Origin of the sequence: Stenotrophomonas maltophilia group sp. msm1, assembly GCF_032025805.1 — a bacterium.
In the GTDB taxonomy this organism is placed as follows: Bacteria; Pseudomonadota; Gammaproteobacteria; order Xanthomonadales; family Xanthomonadaceae; genus Stenotrophomonas; species Stenotrophomonas hibiscicola.
In genome coordinates, this window is the sequence record NZ_JAVSKH010000001.1 from 1,015,332 (window position 1) to 1,030,680 (window position 15,349).

Here is a 15,349-nt window from a genome sequence, read left to right on the forward strand (position 1 = left end):
GCAGGCCGATGCTTGCGCAGTTCTGCGCATCCCGATGCCGCGATGCGCCATATCGCATGCCTTTCGCTACGTCCGGGCGGGTGTGCGCACGCAGCCCCTGCCGCTGCCCGCATCGTGCGGCGCAGCACTGAAAAAAAGGGGTTTCCCGTCAACACATCGTACTCGCGAGGGTACCCGACTACACCATTGCCGTCGCATCAGATGCGATTGCTCGTGCGTGCCCCGTTCCACGATCGTCAATGTCGGTATAGCATCGCCCCGTTTTGATACTTAAGGCCCCCAGGAGGGCAACATGAGCAACGGTAATGGTGTGTCGGTCGTGACCGACGCCGTCGAGAACGTCAAAGAAACCGCCACCAACGTTGGCGAGACCATCGCCCACGCTGCCGAAGACGCAGTGCAGTCGGTCAAGAAGACCGTCAAGCGCGCCACCAAGGCTGCCGGTACCCGCGTTGCCAAGGCCAAGAAGGCCGTGGCCAAGGTCGAGAAGACCGTTGCCAAGAAGGCCGAGAAGGCTGCCAAGTCGGTCGGCAAGACTGTTGCCAACGCCAAGAAGAAGCTGGAAGCCGCCAAGAAGAACGCCAAGGCCGAAGCCGCTGCGCTGAAGAATGAAGTGGCCAAGAAGAAGGCGGCTGCAGGCAAGGCTGTGACCAAGAAGGCCGCCGCTGCCAAGAAGACCACCAAGGCCGCCACCAAGGCTGCCGGCAAGAAGGTCGCCACCGCGAAGAAGGCCGCCACCAAGAAGGCTGCCGTCGCCAAGAAGGCCGTCGGCAAGAAGACCGCTGTTGCCAAGAAGGCAGTTGGCAAGAAGGTCGCTACCGCCAAGAAGGCCGTGGCCAAGAAGACCGTCGCCGCCAAGAAGGTTGCTGGCAAGAAGGCCGTGGCTGCGAAGAAGGTCGTCGGCAAGAAGGTTGCCGCCACCAGGAAGGTCGCCACCAGGAAGACCACGGCCGCCAAGAAGGCTGTCGGCAAGAAGGCTGCCGTCGCCAAGAAGGCCGTCGGCAAGAAGACCGCCGTTGCCAAGAAGGCAGTGGGCAAGAAGGTTGCCGCCACCCGCAAGACGGTTGCCAAGAAGGCTGCGCCGCTGAAGAAGGTCGCCGCCAAGAAGGCTCCGGCCAGGAAGGCCGTGCGCAAGGTCGCCAAGCGCAAGTAATCGCGCCGTGACCGAAGGCCCTGCCACCCCCGGGTGGTGGGGCCTTTCGCGTTTCAGGGACGCGGTCTGGAGCAGGATGCAGGTTCTTCCTGCTGGAGCCCGGGGCATGCGCGGTATTGACTTCAGTTCCTGGCAGGGCGTGCTGTCCACCTTGGCCGGCCTGGTCCTGATCACCCTGCTGGGCGTGGGCATCCGCCTGCTGGTGATGCAGACCCTGCAGCAGCGCCGCGAGCGCGAGAACCGGCAGATCAACGAACGGCTGCGCACGCTGATGGCGGCCTACAAGACCCTGGGCGGTTCGTTCACCGGCGAACTGGGTGTGGACCCCAGCCATCGCCGTGACCTTCGCCAGCGCGAGGATGCAGAGGGCATTGCCGAGCCCCGCTCGGATCGCGCGCGCCGCATCCGTGATGCCGTGGAAGCGGCGTTGTCGGACATCCTGCTGCTGGGCACCGACGAACAGGTGCGGCTGGCCGCGCGTGCCGCCAATGAACTGGCACAGGGGCGGCCGGTACATACCCATGAACTGGTGGTCTCGCTGCGCGACTTCGTGCGCGAAGCGCTGGATCTGGCGCCGATTCCGACCGACCTGCAGATACCGCCGCAGGGGCCGACCCGGCCGGGTGGCGCCAGTGTCGGCGGCAAGGGCGATGCCAAGGGCGGTCGTGCGGGTGGAGGAGGTGGCGGTGGCGGAATGGGCGCTGGGATGGGCGGTGTGGGCCTCGGCGCTGGCGCCGCACTGGGCGCCGGCCATGCCGCTGCCAGCGATGAAACGGACGCGCGCTGAGCACGTCCGCCCGGTTCAGCGGGTCAGTTCGTAGATCGGCACGAAGCCGCCGTAGATCATCCGCGCGCCGTCGAACGGCATCGGATTCGTCGCCGGATCAAACCTTGGGTCTTCCATCATCTTCTTCATACCGGCGTCGCGGGTCGGCTTGTCGGGCCATTCGATCCAGGAAAACACCACCGTCTCGTCCGGCGTGGCTTTCACCGCGCCGAAGAAGTCGGTGGTCTTGCCGTGCGGCACGTCATCGCCCCAGCACTCGACCACGCGCAGCGCGCCGTATTCGATGAAAACGTGATCTCCTGTGCGTGCGTGGGCGAGGAACCTCTCCTTGTTGGCGGTGGGCACCGCCAGGACGAAACCATCGATGTAGCTCATTGCCTGCCTCCGGATGGACCGTGCCGCATGCACGGCCTTCAAGTACCCGACGAACCAGGGCGTCGTGGATCGACATCCTGTGTGCGCCTGTTCAGCCCGGGCCACCGGGCAGCGGCGCCAGCACCGTATCCGGTGGCTGCTGGCCGGCCAGGTGGCGCACGAAGTAGTCCCACATGCGGTGCGTGTAGGTGGCGTCGTTGCGGAACAGTTCGTGGTCCTGCCGGGCCAGGTACAGCAGGTCGTAGCTGCGCTGGGCCTTGTTCAGGGCGGCGGCCAGCTGCAGGGTCAGCGCCGGTGGCGCGTTCTCGTCCAGTTCGCCATAGACCAGCAGCAGATGCCCGCGCAGGTTGCCGGCCAGTGCTGCATTGTCGAGCCCGGCAAAGGGCGCCGGCACGCCTTCGGCAGTGGGCGTGGCCGGCAGCACCCCACCGAACAGCCGGTCCATGCCGTGCAGGGCGCCGCCGTACATACCCTGGAAATTGTGGCTGCCAGCCGAGGCCACGCCCACCTTGTAGAACGTGGGATAGCGCAGCAGGGCGCGCGCTGCACTATAGCCGCCGAACGAATGCCCGTAGATGCCGACCCGCTCCAGGTCGATGCCCGGGTAGCGTTCGCCCAGCTGGCGCAGCGCAGCCACATGGTCATCCAGCTGCACATCGGCGGCGCGCAGGAAGCTGCTGTCATGGAACGCCTTGTTGCGGCCACCGGTGCCGCGCGCATCGATGCTGACCACCATGAAGCCGAGTTCGGCCAGGCTGGCGCGGGATACCGGATTCAGGGCAGACACCGCCTCGGCGTAGGTCACCGGCGCATTGCTGATGAAGGAACCACCGTACATCGCGTCGATCACCGGGAAGCTGCCATCATCGCGATAGTCGCGGGGCAGGTAGACGGTGGCGAAGATCGGCGTGCGTCCATCGGCGGCCAGCAGCCGTTCGCGCCGTGGTGCGCGCCAGCCGGCAGCAACGATCGCGCTGTCATCGGCTGTTTCCAGCACCATCACTTCACGTCCGTCATCGCTGGCCCGCAGCACGGTGCGTGGTGGCTGGTCGAGACGGGAAACGGTATCCACCAGATACCCACCGCCAGGCGACAGCGCCTGGGGAGCGCGCCCCCCGAACAGCGCGCCGGTACCGGCATCGGCCATGTGGTCGTTGCCATCGGCGGCCAGGCGCTGGATCGGACCGCCCTGCAGCGATACCCGGTACAGGCCGCGCACGTAGGGGTCGCCACCGTCGACGCCACCGGCGCTGAAGTACGCCCAGCCACCCGCAGCGTCCACACCCAGCAGGTCACGCACCACCCATTTGCCGCGGGTGAGCTGGCGCAGCACCTTGCCATCGGACAGGCGCACCCGGTACAGATGGCCCCAGCCATCGCGCTGCGAGAACCACACGGCGGTGTCCTGCCCGGGCAGGATGGCCACCGCGGGCCGGTTGTAGGAATACACGTTGAGCTGGAGGCGAGTGTCGCTGGCTTCTTCCACAACCGTGCGCAATGCACCGCTGTTGGCATCGATCTCCACCAGGCGCAGCCTGCGCGGCGTGCCGAAGTGCGCGATCACGGCATACAACCGATCGCCGTCCCAACCCAGGATGCCGGCCTCATTGAGCGTGTTCCAGCCCTCGGGCAGCGCGATGTCATGCTGCCTGCCGCTGGGGATATCGATCACATACAGGCTGTCGCATACCTGCTGTGCATCGCCCAGTACCCCCAGCTTCACGGTATGCACGCGCGGCCGCGCGCTGTGGGTCGGGCTGCTTTCCAGATAGGGATAGTCCTGCAGCGCGCGTTCGTCGTAGCGGATGCCGGCTGCGTAACGGCCATCGGGTGACCAGCTCACCGCAAACGGTCGTGCCGGCATCCGGCCCAGACGGCGTGGAATGCCGCGCAGGGTGAAGTCCGGCAGTACGCCATAGCCATGCCCAGCCTCACCGCCCTGGGTCAGTCGCTGCGGCGCCGCTCCAGAGCGCTGCAGCCACAGGTTGTGGTCGCGTACCTGCAGCCAGGCATCACCGCCGGGCGACGGCAGTGCATCAGCCGGCGGCAACGCCTGTTGTGCGGCCGTGCACTGCAGGCGTGGCCATTGGCAGTTGATCTCCGCCTCGCCGTTGAACTGCAGGCGCAGGCCATCATCCAGTACCTGCACGTTGTTCAAGCGCAGACGTGGCCCGCTGGCACCCAGAGGTGCAACTGCGGCGTCCAGCGCATCGGGTTCGAACAGGATCTGGCGCGTAGCCTGGATTGGATCGACCAGTATCGCCTGGCGCCGGCCCTGTGTGTCTTCGCGTTCGTACCAGAAGCGCCCATCGGCCACCCAGTGGGGCAGGACCGATGCATTGCGCAGCGCACCGCGCAGATGACTGTCATGCACGCGTTCGGCGCGCTGGTAGTCAGCCGCCTGCAGCGCGTGCGCGGCATGGATCGGAAACAGGGAAGCGCAGGCCAGGAGGGCGGCGCGAACAGGCATCAGCAGCGGATCGGAAACGTGCAAGGCAACCTCCTGTTGCAGTCGGTGCGGATGACAAATGCACGCGCGCCGCGCGCGTATGCCAGAGACAGCCTGAATCAAGCCAGAAAATTCAGCAATGCGAATACCGCTGTTTTCAGGGAGCGTTGTGGCGAATAACGGAGAATTTACATTCCCGATGCGATGGCGCTCTGGCGCTGCTGCACACCATAAGAAAGTAAAGGTGTACCCCCATGAAGAATTCGCTGATTGCTCTGGCCCTGGCCGCTGCCCTGCCGTTCACCGCCTCGGCTGCTGAGAACCTGTCGTACAACTATGCCGAAGCCGACTACGCCAAGACCGACATCGATGCGTTCAAGGCCGACGGCTGGGGCGTGAAGGGCTCGTACGGCTTCCTGCCGAACTTCCACGCTTTCGGTGATTACAGCCGCCAGGAAATCGACCACACCAACATCAAGCTGGACCAGTGGAAGATCGGCGCCGGCTACAACGTTGAAATCGCCCCGACCACCGACTTCGTTGCTCGCGTTGCCTACCAGAAGCGCGACCAGAAGCACGGCCTGGACTTCAACGGCTACAGCGCTGAAGCCGGTATCCGCACCGCCTTCGGTGCCCACGCCGAAGTCTACGGCATGGTCGGCTACGAAGATTTCTCGAAGAAGCACGGCATCAATCCGGAAGGCCAGTGGTACGGCCGCCTGGGTGGTCAGGTCAAGCTGAACCAGAACTGGGGCCTGAACGGCGAGCTGAAGATGAACCGCGACGGCGACAAGGAATACACCGTCGGCCCGCGCTTCAGCTGGTAATTGCTTCCTCGGCGCGCCTGCGCGCTGAAGATGCCTCGACAGGCCCGGCTCATGCCGGGCCTGTTGCGTTGTGACGACCCGAAACCGCAGCTGAGCATGTTCCGAGGCCGCTGCTGCGTTGCAATAAATTGGATTCCGCTGCTCCCGGCGCGGCCCTACGGTGGGCACTTCGTATCGTCGGATCCATGTGATGCCGCCTGCCGTTCCCGCTCTGCCCCTCGATCGGCCCCGCCGCCTGGCAATGCTGGCGCCGCATCCCGTGCTGCGTCTGGGGGTGGAGGTGGTGCTTTGCCAGCACGGTGGCGTGCAGGTCTGTGGCAGCTTCACCCGCGAAGCTGATCTGCTCGATCTGCTGCAGCGCCAGCCGGATGGCATCGACCTGCTGCTGATCGACCTGCTGGCGCCCTATGGTCCCGAACAGGGCCTGTCCCTGTTGCGGCTGTTGTCGCGGCGCTGGCCGCTGCTGCCGGTGCTGGTGCTGTCTGCGCACTGCAATGCCAGCATGGTGACCATGGCGATGCAGGCCGGCGCGCGCGGCTTCCTGTCAAAGGGAACCACGCCGGCGATGCTGCGGCGAGCGGTGGAGGTACTGGCCCGTGGCGGCCGCTTCGTGCCCCCGGAGCTGCGCACGCAGTTGAACCGATCACGCATGCGGCGCACACCGGCGCCGGTGCTGACGCCCTTGAGCCGACGTGAGCGCGAGGTGCTCCGGCTGGTCCTGCAGGGCTGCACCACCGGGGAGGTGGCGCGGCGCTTCGGGCGCACGGCCAGTACGATCAGCACGCAGAAGCGGACGGCGTACGAGAAGCTGGGCATCCACAGCGATGGTGAGCTGTTCCGCATCCGGCACCTGCTCGAATGCGGATGAGCGGGCTTACTCGCCCTGGTACTGCTTCTCTTCCACCAGGGCCGAACCGGCCACGCGGTTGATCTCGTTCTTCACCTGCACGCGCTCGCCATTGGTGCCGTAGACACCGCGTGCCAGCTGGATGAAGCCATCGTCGAACACCTGGGCCGCTTCCTTGTCGCGCAGCTGGTCCTGGATGTCCCACATGCGCTCGTTGATTGCCTTCAACTGCTGCTTCAGCACGGCCAGCGCCGGCTGAGCCTGCAGCTGCTGCTGCAGCAACGGCAGCAGGCCGTCCAGCTCGGTGCGCACGTTGCTCAGCTTGGCCGCATCGTCGATGCGTTCGGCCTTGATCTCGAGAATGGTGATCTTGTCGATCAGCTCGCCGATCGATACCGGGGTCAGGATGGCGTCCACGCGGTTGGTTCTCTGGAAACAGGGCACCATGATACCGCGCTGCAGGCATGTGGCCCCGATTCACGGGATTTACGCCGAATTTGCGCCACGGCCCCGGCAGCACCCTCGATCCGTTACGGCCACCGCCTCGACACTGCGTTCCCGGCGGCATAACCGCCTTCGACGAGGAACACAGTGCAGTGAACAGCAAGGGGATGATGGCGGCGGTGGTGGCCGCCCTGGCAGGGCTGCTCGGGATCGGCAGCGCGCAGGCACAGTTACAGGTCAGTGGCAGTGCGGCGTTGACCAGTGACTACGTGTGGCGTGGCAGCTCGCAGAGCGACGGCGACCCGGCGGTGCAGGCGGGTGCGAAGGTTTCGATCCCATCGGGTTGGTACGCCAGCGTGTGGGGCTCCAACGTTTCGTTCAAGCCGGACAATGGCGCGCGCAGCGAGTTCGATCTGGTGGCAGGCTGGTCCGGCGCGCTGGCACCGGACTGGACCCTGGATGCCAACCTGACCCGCTATGTGTACCCGGGCACCGGCCGCGCGCTGGACTGGACCGAGCTCAGCACCACCGCGACCTGGAAGCAGCGTGCCTGGCTGCAGGTCGCCCATTCCAACGATGCACTGGCCGGCGGACATCGCGGCACTTATGCCCAGCTGGGCGTGCGTGTGCCGCTGCATGAACGCTTCCGCCTGGAAGCGGCCGTGGGCCAGTACTGGGTGGCCACCGCGCAGGGCCCGGACTACCTGCATGGCCAGCTCAGTGCCATTGCCACGCTGACCCCGGCATGGGAGCTGCGGGCCACCGTGCATGACACCGACAACGCGGCCAAGCGCCTGTTCCCGGGCAATGCCGGTGGACGCTGGGAGCTGGCGCTGCAGGGCAGTTTCTAGTCGGCCACCGAGGCCTGGCGCGCACGCAGCGCGCCGGGCAGCCACAGCAGCAGGGCCAGCACCGCCACCGCAGCACCGGCTACGCAGACGCCGGTCCAGCCGAAGCGCTGGTAGACCTGCGCCGACAGCAGCGAACCCAGCGAACCGCCGATGAAGTAGCCGGTCATGTAGCCGGCATTGAGGCGGTTGCGCGCTGCCGGTTGCAGTGCATAGATCAGGTTCTGGTTGCTGACGTGCAACAGCTGCGCGGCCAGGTCCAGCACCACCACGCCGACCAGCAGCGCCAGCAACGAGTGGGCCGACAGCCCCAGTGGCAGCCACGAGAGCAGCAGCAGCGCCAGCGCGATGGCGGTAGCACGCCCGGTCTGGCCACGGTCGGACATGCGGCCGGCCAGGCCGGCCGCCAGCGTACCGGCCGCGCCGACCAGCCCGAACAGGCCGATGGTGGCGTCGCTGTAGGCATACGGCGGCTGTGCCAGCAGGAACGCCAGTGGCGTCCAGAAGATCGCGAACATGGCGAAGCTGCAGGCGCCCAGCAGCGTGCGCTGGCGCAGCACCGGTTCCTGCACGAACAGCACGCCGATCGAGCGCAGCAATGCGAAGTAGCCAAGGCCGGCGCTGTGGTGGAAGCGCGGCAGGCCGCGCTGCAATGCCAGTGCGGTCAGCACCAGGGTGGCAGCGGCGATCGCGTACACCAGGCGCCAGTCGCCCAGGCTGGAAAGCAGGCCGGCCACGGTACGTGCCAGCAGGATGCCCAGCAGCAGGCCGCTCATCAACGTGCCGACCACGCGACCGCGATGTTCCGGCGCGGCCAGCGTGGCCGCGAACGGCACCAGCACCTGGGCCACCACCGAGAACAGGCCGGTGATCGCGGTGCCCGCCAGCAGCCAGGCCAGCGACGGCGCACAGGCACTGATCACCAGCCCGCCGGCGGACAACAGGCTCATCACCACGATCAGGCGCCGGCGTTCGAACAGGTCTCCCAGCGGCACCAGCAGGATCAGTCCGGCGGCATAGCTCAGCTGCGCGGCGGTGACCACCATGCCGACCTGGCCGAACGGCACACCGAAGGCATCGGCAACGGTATGCAGCAGTGGCTGAGCATAGTAGTTGCTGGCCACGGCCACGCCGGTGGCGACCGACATCAGCAGCACCTGCCAGCGGTGCAGAGGGGGGAGGGACGGACTCACGCGGTATTCCACAAAGCGGGGTGCACAGTGTCCGCCTGCTGCGGTCATGATGGAAATGAATCATCATCATCCACGCCATCTGGAAACGAGATAGCTGGATGAATCTCAAGCAGCTCGAATTTGCCGTCGCCCTGGCCGAAGAGGGCAATTTCACCCGTGCCGCCGAACGCTGCCACGTGGTGCAGTCCGCGTTGAGCCACCAGATTGCCTACCTGGAGCAGGAACTGGGCACGCCGCTGTTTGAACGCCTGCCGCGCCAGGTACGGGCGACGGCGGCCGGTGAGGCGCTGCTGGTGCACGCACGCCAGGTGCTGGCCAGCCTGCGCCACCTGCGCGCCGACGTGGCCGCGGTGAGTGGCGAGGTGCGTGGCCTGCTGGCGATCGGGCAGATTTCCTCGCTGACCGGCATCGACGTGGTGGCGATGCTGGCAGCCTTCCAGCAGGCGCACCCGCAGGTGGAGTTCCAGCTGCGGGTGGACAAGAGCGAGGATCTGATCGCGCAGGTGCAGTCGCGTGAATTGGACGTGGCACTGGTGGGGTTGGCGCCCTCGGCCGGCCTGGACGGGGTCTGCCACCAGATGCTGCAGGAAGAAGACCTGGTGGCGGTGCTGGCGCCGTCGCACCGCTTGGCCCGGCGCAAGCGGATGCCCTTGACCGAACTGCAGGATGAAGCGCTGGTCGACTTCCCGCGAGGCACCGGTGCGCGGCGGCAGACCGACGATGCCTTCGCCGCCGCCGGCCTGCCGCACACGGTCCGCTTCGAGGTCAACCTGATGGAACTGGTCGAGCGCTTCGTCCGCCATGGGCTGGCGGTCGGCATCGTGCCGGCGTTGATCGCCGAAGGCTTTGAAGGCGTGGTGCGGATTCCGCTGCAGCCGACCCCGACCCGCCGCGTGCACCTGGTCTGGCAGCGGCTGCCGACACCGGCGGCGCGGGAGTTCGTCGAGGCCGTGCTCAGCCGCGCAGGCGCAGGCTCAGGCCCTTGAGGAAGTTGCGCAGCATCTGGTCCAGGCAACGCCGGTAGTTGGCGTGCCCGGGTTGGCGGAACAGTGCGCCCACTTCCGACTTGGAGACATTGAAACCGGCGCTGGCGAAGATCTCCATCAGATCGACGTCGCGCAGCTGGAACGCCACGCGCAGCTTCTTCAGCACCAGGTTGTTGTCGATGCGGGTCTCCACCGCGCGCTGCGGCTGGTTCTCGTCGCGACCGCGCAGGTGCACGATCAGGCCATCGAGGAAGTGCGCCAGCGCGCTGTCGCTCATCGCCTCGAAACCGGCTTCGTCCTCGCGGCGCAACCAAGCCTTCACCTGCTCGGTCTCCACGGCGAAGGCCGGGTCGGCCATCTGGCACAGGGCCACCACGTGGTGGTCGCCCAGGTCCAGGGAGTAGCGCACGCTGCGCAGGACATCATTGTTGATCATGGTCCAATTGTAGCGGCCCCTGGCGTGTCACCGGAGTGTCATCGAACTGCAGCATCGTGGGCACTCGTTCGCTGAGACCCTTGCATGCGCCGGTATCTGTTTTCCGCACTGCTGCTCGCCAGCAGCTTCGCTGCCTTCGCCCAGGACCGCTTCGTACCCGTCGAGCGGCGCCTCAGTGCATCCCAACTGGCCGAGGTCGGGCTCAATCCAGCGCAGTTGCAGGCACTGAACCGGGTACTGCGCGAGGCAGAGCGCGCGGCCACCGGGCCGACGGCAGCGGTGGCCCCCGCCGCTGCGCCGCTGCCTGCCAATGTGCCGGCACCGGCAGCAATGCATCTGGGCCTGGAAGAAGGACCGGTCAATGCACGCGTGGTCGGAGAGGTCGCAGGCTGGCAGCCCGGCACGCTGTTCGCCCTTGATAACGGCCAGCAATGGCAGGTGATGAAGGGGCAGATGAAGCTGCGCAAGGTGCTGCAGTCGCCGCAGATCGCCGTTGTTCCAGGAATTGCCGGGCGCTGGTTCCTGCAGGTCGACGAAGACCTGCCCAAGGCCCGGGTATTCCGCGTGCGCTGAGCCGCGCACGCCCCGGGCGTGGTCAGCCGGCATCGGCAACGCAGGGGCGGGCCGACGGTGCCAGAATGGGCGTCCGGTTTTTCCCCCTGGAGTTGCCTGATGACCCGCACTGTCCTGATTACCGGCGCCACGTCCGGCTTCGGCGCCGCCGCCGTCCACCGCTTCGCCCAGGCCGGGTGGAAGGTGATCGCCACCGGCCGCCGCGGCGAACGCCTGCAGCCGCTGGTCGAGCGCTACGGCAAGGACGTGGTTCACGCCGCCGCCTTCGACATCCGCGATCCGGTGGCAATGGAGGCGGCCCTGCTGGCACTGCCGCCTGCGTTCGGCCAGATCGATCTGCTGGTCAACAACGCGGGCCTGGCACAGGGCACCGCGCCGGCACAGAGCGCCAAGCTGTCGGACTGGACCACGATGATCGACACCAACATCACCGCGCTGGTGACCTTGACCCATCGCCTGCTGCCGCAGCTGGTGGAGCGCAAGGGCGCGATCATCAACATCTCGTCGGTGGCCGGCGTCTACCCGTACCCGGGTGGCAACGCCTACGGTGGCACCAAGGCCTTCGTCAGCCAGTTCTCGCTGGGCCTGCGTTCGGACCTGCACGGCACCGGCGTGCGCGTGACCACGATCGAGCCGGGTATGGCTGAAACCGAGTTCACCGTGGTGCGTACCCATGGCGACCAGGCGGCATCGGACAAGCTCTATACCGGCGCCAACCCGATGACCGCTGAAGACATCGCCGAACAGATCTTCTGGGTGGCCAGCCTGCCGCCGCACCTGAACATCAATCGCCTGGAGCTGATGCCGGTCAGCCAGTCCTTCGCCGGTTTTCAGGTCGCCCGCGAAGGCTGACGGTCGTCTGTAGAGTCGAGCCATGCTCGACTCTACAGAAACGAAAAAGCCGGGCATTGCCCGGCTTTTTCGTTCACAGCGGCAGGCTTATTGTGCCTTGATCGCCATCGCCTGCAGGCCAGTGCCATCCAGCTTCTGCTTGGCCTCGGACAGTTCGCCGGCGCTCCCATACGGTCCCATACGCACGCGGTACACGGTCTTGCCGTTGATCTGCGCCGATTCCACGCGTGCCGCCAGGCCCATCATCGCCAGCTTGGCCTTGGTCGCCTCGGCATCGCCGGAGGCACCGAACGCACCGGCCTGCAGGATGTAGCGGGCGTTGTCGGCGGCAGCCGGTGCAGCAGCTGCCGGAGTACCGGTCGCTGCCGGTGCGGCTTCCGCACGTGCTGCAGGCGTGGCCGCGGCGTTGCTGGTCGACGCCGTTGGGGTGCCGGCTGCAGGCGTTGCCGCCGCCGGGCGTTCGCTCAGCGGTGCCGGCAGCGGACGGCTGGTCGCGGTCACCGGGGCGGTGCTGGCCACGCTGGCCGTGGCTGTGGGTGCTGGCGCCGCGGGCGGCGGAACCGGCTTGCCTTCCAGTGCAGCCTGCGCGCGCTGCGCTTCGGCCCTGGCCCGGCGCTGGTCTTCGGCACGCGCGCTGGCGGCCAGTTCGGCGTCGGACATTTCAACTTCCTTGCCCGGCAGCAGGGTGTAGAAGTCGTACTGGGTCGCGGCCGGCTTTTCCGGCTCGGCCGGCTTCGGCGTAGCCGGCTGTGCGGCCGGCTGGGTGCCGACATCGCTGTCGGCGTCAGCGACCGGGGCCGGTTGCGCGTTCGGGTTCGGCTGCGGTCCGGCGCGAAGGAAGCCATCGCCTTCGCCCTTGAACAGGTTCGGCGCCGCCAGGAACACCACGGCCGCAATCGCCACGCCAGCGACCAGCCACACCCATCCGGGTGTGCCCTGGCTGCTGCTGTTGCGTCGTGCCTGGTTTTTGCCGCGTCGTGCTGCCATGGGTACTGCGTCTCCTGATGCTTACATTTTTTCCGGGGCGCTGACGCCCAGGAGGTCGAGGCCGTTGGCCAGCACCTGGCGGGCAGCGCAGGCCAGGGTCAGCTTGGCGTTGCGATCGGCGGCATCTTCCACCAGTACCGGCGTCCCGTGATACCACGTGTGGAACGCGTGCGCCAATTCACGCAGGTACTGCGCCACCAGATGCGGCTCCAGCGCCACGCCGGCCGCCTCCACCACTTCCGGGTACCGCGAGATCTCGTTCATCAGCAGCAGCGAAGCGTCGTCGGCCAGGCGGCCGAGGTTGGCCAGGCCATCAGCCTGTTCATACACCAGCCCCTTCTCCTGCGCCTGGCGCAGCAGGCTGCAGACGCGGGCATGCGCGTACTGCACGTAGAACACCGGGTTGTCGTTGCTCTGCTGGCGGGCCAGGTCGATGTCGAAGGTCAGCTGCGAATCGGGCTTGCGCGCGATCAGGAACCAGCGGGTGGCATCGCGGCCGGCTTCCTCGATCAGGTCACGCAGGGTGAAGTAGCTGCCGGCACGCTTGGACAGCTTCACTTCCTCGCCGCCACGCATGACGGTGACCATCTGGTGCAGCACGTACTCCGGCCAGCCCTGCGGAATGCCCACTTCCATCGCCTGCAGGCCGGCGCGCACACGCGCCAGCGAGCCGTGGTGGTCGGCACCGAGTTCGGTGATCGCGCGCTCGTAGCCGCGCTGCCACTTGGACAGGTGGTAGGCCACGTCCGGCACGAAGTAGGTGAAGGTGCCGTCGGACTTGCGCATCACGCGGTCCTTGTCGTCACCGAAGTCGGTGCTGCGCAGCCACAGCGCGCCACCTTCTTCATAGGTATGACCAGACGCCTGCAGCTTGGCCACCGCTTCGGCTACCTTGCCGTCGGCGTACAGCGAGCTTTCCAGGAAATAGATGTCGAAGTCGACGCCGAACGCGGCCAGGTCCAGGTTCTGCTCGTTGCGCAGGTAGGCCACGGCGAAGCGGCGGATCGCCTGCATGTCGTCCGGGTCCTTGGCGCCGACCACGGTGCTGCCTTCCAGGTCGACGCTGGCGCCGGCCATGTAGGCGCGTGCGACGTCGGCGATGTACTCACCGCGGTAGCCACCTTCCGGCCAGCCGTCCTGGTCCGGCGCGATGCCCTTGATCCGTGCCTGGGTGGACAGCGCCAGGTTCTCGATCTGCACGCCGGCGTCGTTGTAGTAGAACTCACGCTTGGCGTTCCAGCCGTTGGCATCGAGCACTCGCGCCACGCAGTCGCCAATGGCCGCCGCGCGGCCATGGCCGACATGCAGCGGGCCGGTCGGGTTGGCCGACACGTACTCCACGCCCACTGTGCGGCCATTGCCGGACAGGTTGCGGCCGTAGTCGTGGGCTTCCTTGATGACCGACGCGGCTTCGCGCTGGTACGCGGCCGGGGCCAGGTGGAAGTTGATGAAGCCGGGGCCGGCGATCTCGACCTTGCTGACGTCCTCGCTGCGCGGCAGCGCCTCGACCAGAGCCTGTGCCAGTGCGCGCGGATTGCTGCGCGCGGCCTTGGCCAGCAGCATCGCGGCGTTGGTGGCGAAGTCGCCGTGGTCGCGGGTCTTCGGGCGCTCGACCACGAAGTCCGGCGGCAGGGAGTCGGCGGGCAGGGTGCCATTGGCGCGCAAGGCTTCGATGCCTTGGCTGATCAGGGCGCGGAGGAGATTTTTCACGAGGCCTGCTGTGAGAATGAGCGGCGGAATCGCCCATTTTAGCGCATGTACCCGCGCCCACGCTGACCAGAACATGCCTGCGGGGGCGGCCGGTGGCGCCTGAAGGGGGCGCGCTCAGCCGAACAGCCGAGGCTGGGGCGGGGACAGCAGGCCCCGTTCAGCAAATGAAACGGGACGGCCCTCGCCGACCACGAAGTGGTCCAGCAGGCGCACGTCCACCATCGCCAGCGCCTGCTGCAGTTCATCGGTGATGCGGGTATCGGCGCTGGACGGTTCAGGGTCGCCCGAAGGATGGTTGTGGCTGAGGATCACCGCCGCCGCGTTGTGCAGCAGGGCACGCCGGACCACCTCGCGGGGGTAGACCGGCGCGGCGTTGATGGTGCCGTGGAACAGCTCTTCGCAGGCGATCAGGCGGTGGCGGTTGTCCAGGAACAGGGCCATGAAGACCTCGCGGGCCTGGCCACGCAGCCGGTGCTGCAGGTAGCGGCCGACCGCCGCCGGATTGTTGCCCACCGCCTCGCCGTGCTCCAGCTCAGCCGCCAGGTAGCGATGGGCCAGTTCCAGCCCGGCAGCCAGCGTACAGCTGCGCGCCGGGCCCAGCCCGGGCAAGCGGGCCAGTTCGCCCGCGGGACGGTCGAGCAGCACCCGCAAGGGGCCATGCGCCTGCAGCAGGTCGCGCGCGGTCTGCACGGCATCACGGCCGCCGAAGCCGGAGCCGAGGAACAGGGCCAGCAGCTCGGCGTCGGAAAGTGCCGTGGGCCCGCGCGCGATCAGCTTCTCGCGAGGGCGTTCCTGTTCGGGCCAGTCATGGATGGGCATGCCTGCATCATCGCCAGCTTCGGCGGCGTCTCCCATCGGGGCTTGCCGCGGGCCCGGGTCGGT

Annotated in this window: 16 protein-coding genes; 8 read left to right on the forward strand and 8 right to left on the reverse strand. The window is 67.2% G+C overall.

What is annotated here, in order from left to right; genetic code table 11:
- Positions 1 to 292 precede the first annotated feature (292 nt).
- Both ROV95_RS04470 and ROV95_RS04475 read left to right on the forward strand, forming a co-directional pair.
- Positions 293 to 1,153, forward strand: coding sequence for a histone (locus tag ROV95_RS04470; RefSeq protein ID WP_312543238.1), 861 nt, complete (start codon positions 293 to 295; stop codon positions 1,151 to 1,153).
- Positions 1,154 to 1,259: 106 nt separating this feature from the next.
- Positions 1,260 to 1,940, forward strand: a complete 681-nt coding sequence (locus tag ROV95_RS04475; protein WP_312543239.1) for a hypothetical protein — start codon at positions 1,260 to 1,262, stop codon at positions 1,938 to 1,940.
- Positions 1,941 to 1,955: 15 nt separating this feature from the next.
- On the opposite strand, the gene ROV95_RS04480 is transcribed toward ROV95_RS04475, so the two are convergent.
- Together ROV95_RS04480 and ROV95_RS04485 are read right to left on the reverse strand one after the other, a co-directional pair.
- Complete coding sequence (locus tag ROV95_RS04480) at positions 1,956 to 2,315, reverse strand: DUF1428 domain-containing protein (RefSeq protein ID WP_312543240.1); 360 nt, start codon at positions 2,313 to 2,315, stop codon at positions 1,956 to 1,958.
- A gap of 91 nt (positions 2,316 to 2,406) precedes the next feature.
- The gene (locus ROV95_RS04485) at positions 2,407 to 4,809 is read right to left on the reverse strand and encodes a DPP IV N-terminal domain-containing protein (RefSeq protein ID WP_312543241.1); all 2,403 of its coding nucleotides are present in this window, start codon (positions 4,807 to 4,809) and stop codon (positions 2,407 to 2,409) included.
- Positions 4,810 to 5,018: 209 nt separating this feature from the next.
- Between ROV95_RS04485 and ROV95_RS04490 the strand changes: the two genes are divergently transcribed.
- Together ROV95_RS04490 and ROV95_RS04495 are read left to right on the forward strand one after the other, a co-directional pair.
- A complete protein-coding gene (locus ROV95_RS04490) occupies positions 5,019 to 5,591 on the forward strand; it encodes an Ax21 family protein (RefSeq protein ID WP_021204739.1) in 573 nt (190 codons plus the stop codon).
- Between the two features lie 190 nt (positions 5,592 to 5,781).
- Entirely contained in the window at positions 5,782 to 6,459 is a 678-nt protein-coding gene (locus ROV95_RS04495) for a response regulator transcription factor (RefSeq protein ID WP_312543242.1), read from the forward strand.
- Positions 6,460 to 6,465: 6 nt separating this feature from the next.
- Here the strand turns inward: ROV95_RS04495 and ROV95_RS04500 are convergent, their stop codons facing one another.
- Positions 6,466 to 6,855 carry a DUF6165 family protein gene (locus ROV95_RS04500; protein ID WP_031270855.1) on the reverse strand — a complete coding sequence of 130 codons (390 nt, stop codon included), beginning with the start codon at positions 6,853 to 6,855 and terminating at the stop codon, positions 6,466 to 6,468.
- Positions 6,856 to 7,034: 179 nt separating this feature from the next.
- Between ROV95_RS04500 and ROV95_RS04505 the strand changes: the two genes are divergently transcribed.
- Complete coding sequence (locus tag ROV95_RS04505; RefSeq protein ID WP_312543243.1) at positions 7,035 to 7,733, forward strand: TorF family putative porin; 699 nt, start codon at positions 7,035 to 7,037, stop codon at positions 7,731 to 7,733.
- Here the strand turns inward: ROV95_RS04505 and ROV95_RS04510 are convergent.
- On the reverse strand, positions 7,730 to 8,878 hold the full coding sequence (locus tag ROV95_RS04510) for an MFS transporter (RefSeq protein WP_345784571.1): 1,149 nt from the start codon (positions 8,876 to 8,878) through the stop codon (positions 7,730 to 7,732). The genes ROV95_RS04505 and ROV95_RS04510 overlap by 4 nt on opposite strands.
- A 143-nt stretch (positions 8,879 to 9,021) precedes the next feature.
- Here ROV95_RS04510 and ROV95_RS04515 point away from each other — a divergent pair, with 143 nt between their 5' ends.
- Positions 9,022 to 9,909 carry a LysR substrate-binding domain-containing protein gene (locus ROV95_RS04515; RefSeq protein ID WP_312543247.1) on the forward strand — a complete coding sequence of 296 codons (888 nt, stop codon included), beginning with the start codon at positions 9,022 to 9,024 and terminating at the stop codon, positions 9,907 to 9,909.
- Here the strand turns inward: ROV95_RS04515 and ROV95_RS04520 are convergent.
- A complete protein-coding gene (locus ROV95_RS04520; RefSeq protein ID WP_019661796.1) occupies positions 9,878 to 10,345 on the reverse strand; it encodes a DUF1456 family protein in 468 nt (155 codons plus the stop codon). The two genes, ROV95_RS04515 and ROV95_RS04520, sit on opposite strands and share 32 nt — an antisense overlap.
- An 84-nt stretch (positions 10,346 to 10,429) precedes the next feature.
- On the opposite strand from ROV95_RS04520, the gene ROV95_RS04525 reads away from it, so the two are divergent.
- Positions 10,430 to 10,918, forward strand: a complete 489-nt coding sequence (locus ROV95_RS04525) for a hypothetical protein (RefSeq protein ID WP_134735232.1) — start codon at positions 10,430 to 10,432, stop codon at positions 10,916 to 10,918.
- A gap of 99 nt (positions 10,919 to 11,017) precedes the next feature.
- Positions 11,018 to 11,770, forward strand: a complete 753-nt coding sequence (locus tag ROV95_RS04530) for an SDR family NAD(P)-dependent oxidoreductase (RefSeq protein WP_021204746.1) — start codon at positions 11,018 to 11,020, stop codon at positions 11,768 to 11,770.
- An 87-nt stretch (positions 11,771 to 11,857) separates the two neighbouring features.
- Here the strand turns inward: ROV95_RS04530 and ROV95_RS04535 are convergent, their stop codons facing one another.
- From ROV95_RS04535 to radC, 3 genes are all read right to left on the reverse strand, one after another.
- Entirely contained in the window at positions 11,858 to 12,757 is a 900-nt protein-coding gene (locus ROV95_RS04535) for an SPOR domain-containing protein (protein ID WP_021204747.1), read from the reverse strand.
- A 21-nt stretch (positions 12,758 to 12,778) separates the two neighbouring features.
- Positions 12,779 to 14,467, reverse strand: a complete 1,689-nt coding sequence (gene argS / locus ROV95_RS04540; RefSeq protein ID WP_134735231.1) for an arginine--tRNA ligase — start codon at positions 14,465 to 14,467, stop codon at positions 12,779 to 12,781.
- A gap of 114 nt (positions 14,468 to 14,581) precedes the next feature.
- Complete coding sequence (gene radC / locus ROV95_RS04545; RefSeq protein ID WP_058981915.1) at positions 14,582 to 15,286, reverse strand: DNA repair protein RadC; 705 nt, start codon at positions 15,284 to 15,286, stop codon at positions 14,582 to 14,584.
- Between the last annotated feature and the right edge of the window lie 63 nt (positions 15,287 to 15,349).

Coding starts and splice junctions, on each gene's coding strand:
- ROV95_RS04470 (WP_312543238.1), top strand. CDS start 293: ATGAGCAACGGTAATGGTGTGTCGGTCGTGACCGACGCCGTCGAGAAC.
- ROV95_RS04475 (WP_312543239.1), top strand. CDS start 1,260: ATGCGCGGTATTGACTTCAGTTCCTGGCAGGGCGTGCTGTCCACCTTG.
- ROV95_RS04480 (WP_312543240.1), bottom strand. CDS start 2,315: ATGAGCTACATCGATGGTTTCGTCCTGGCGGTGCCCACCGCCAACAAG.
- ROV95_RS04490 (WP_021204739.1), top strand. CDS start 5,019: ATGAAGAATTCGCTGATTGCTCTGGCCCTGGCCGCTGCCCTGCCGTTC.
- ROV95_RS04495 (WP_312543242.1), top strand. CDS start 5,782: ATGCCGCCTGCCGTTCCCGCTCTGCCCCTCGATCGGCCCCGCCGCCTG.
- ROV95_RS04510 (WP_345784571.1), bottom strand. CDS start 8,878: ATGTCGGTCGCCACCGGCGTGGCCGTGGCCAGCAACTACTATGCTCAG.
- ROV95_RS04515 (WP_312543247.1), top strand. CDS start 9,022: ATGAATCTCAAGCAGCTCGAATTTGCCGTCGCCCTGGCCGAAGAGGGC.
- ROV95_RS04520 (WP_019661796.1), bottom strand. CDS start 10,345: ATGATCAACAATGATGTCCTGCGCAGCGTGCGCTACTCCCTGGACCTG.
- ROV95_RS04525 (WP_134735232.1), top strand. CDS start 10,430: ATGCGCCGGTATCTGTTTTCCGCACTGCTGCTCGCCAGCAGCTTCGCT.
- ROV95_RS04530 (WP_021204746.1), top strand. CDS start 11,018: ATGACCCGCACTGTCCTGATTACCGGCGCCACGTCCGGCTTCGGCGCC.
- ROV95_RS04535 (WP_021204747.1), bottom strand. CDS start 12,757: ATGGCAGCACGACGCGGCAAAAACCAGGCACGACGCAACAGCAGCAGC.
- radC (WP_058981915.1), bottom strand. CDS start 15,286: ATGCCCATCCATGACTGGCCCGAACAGGAACGCCCTCGCGAGAAGCTG.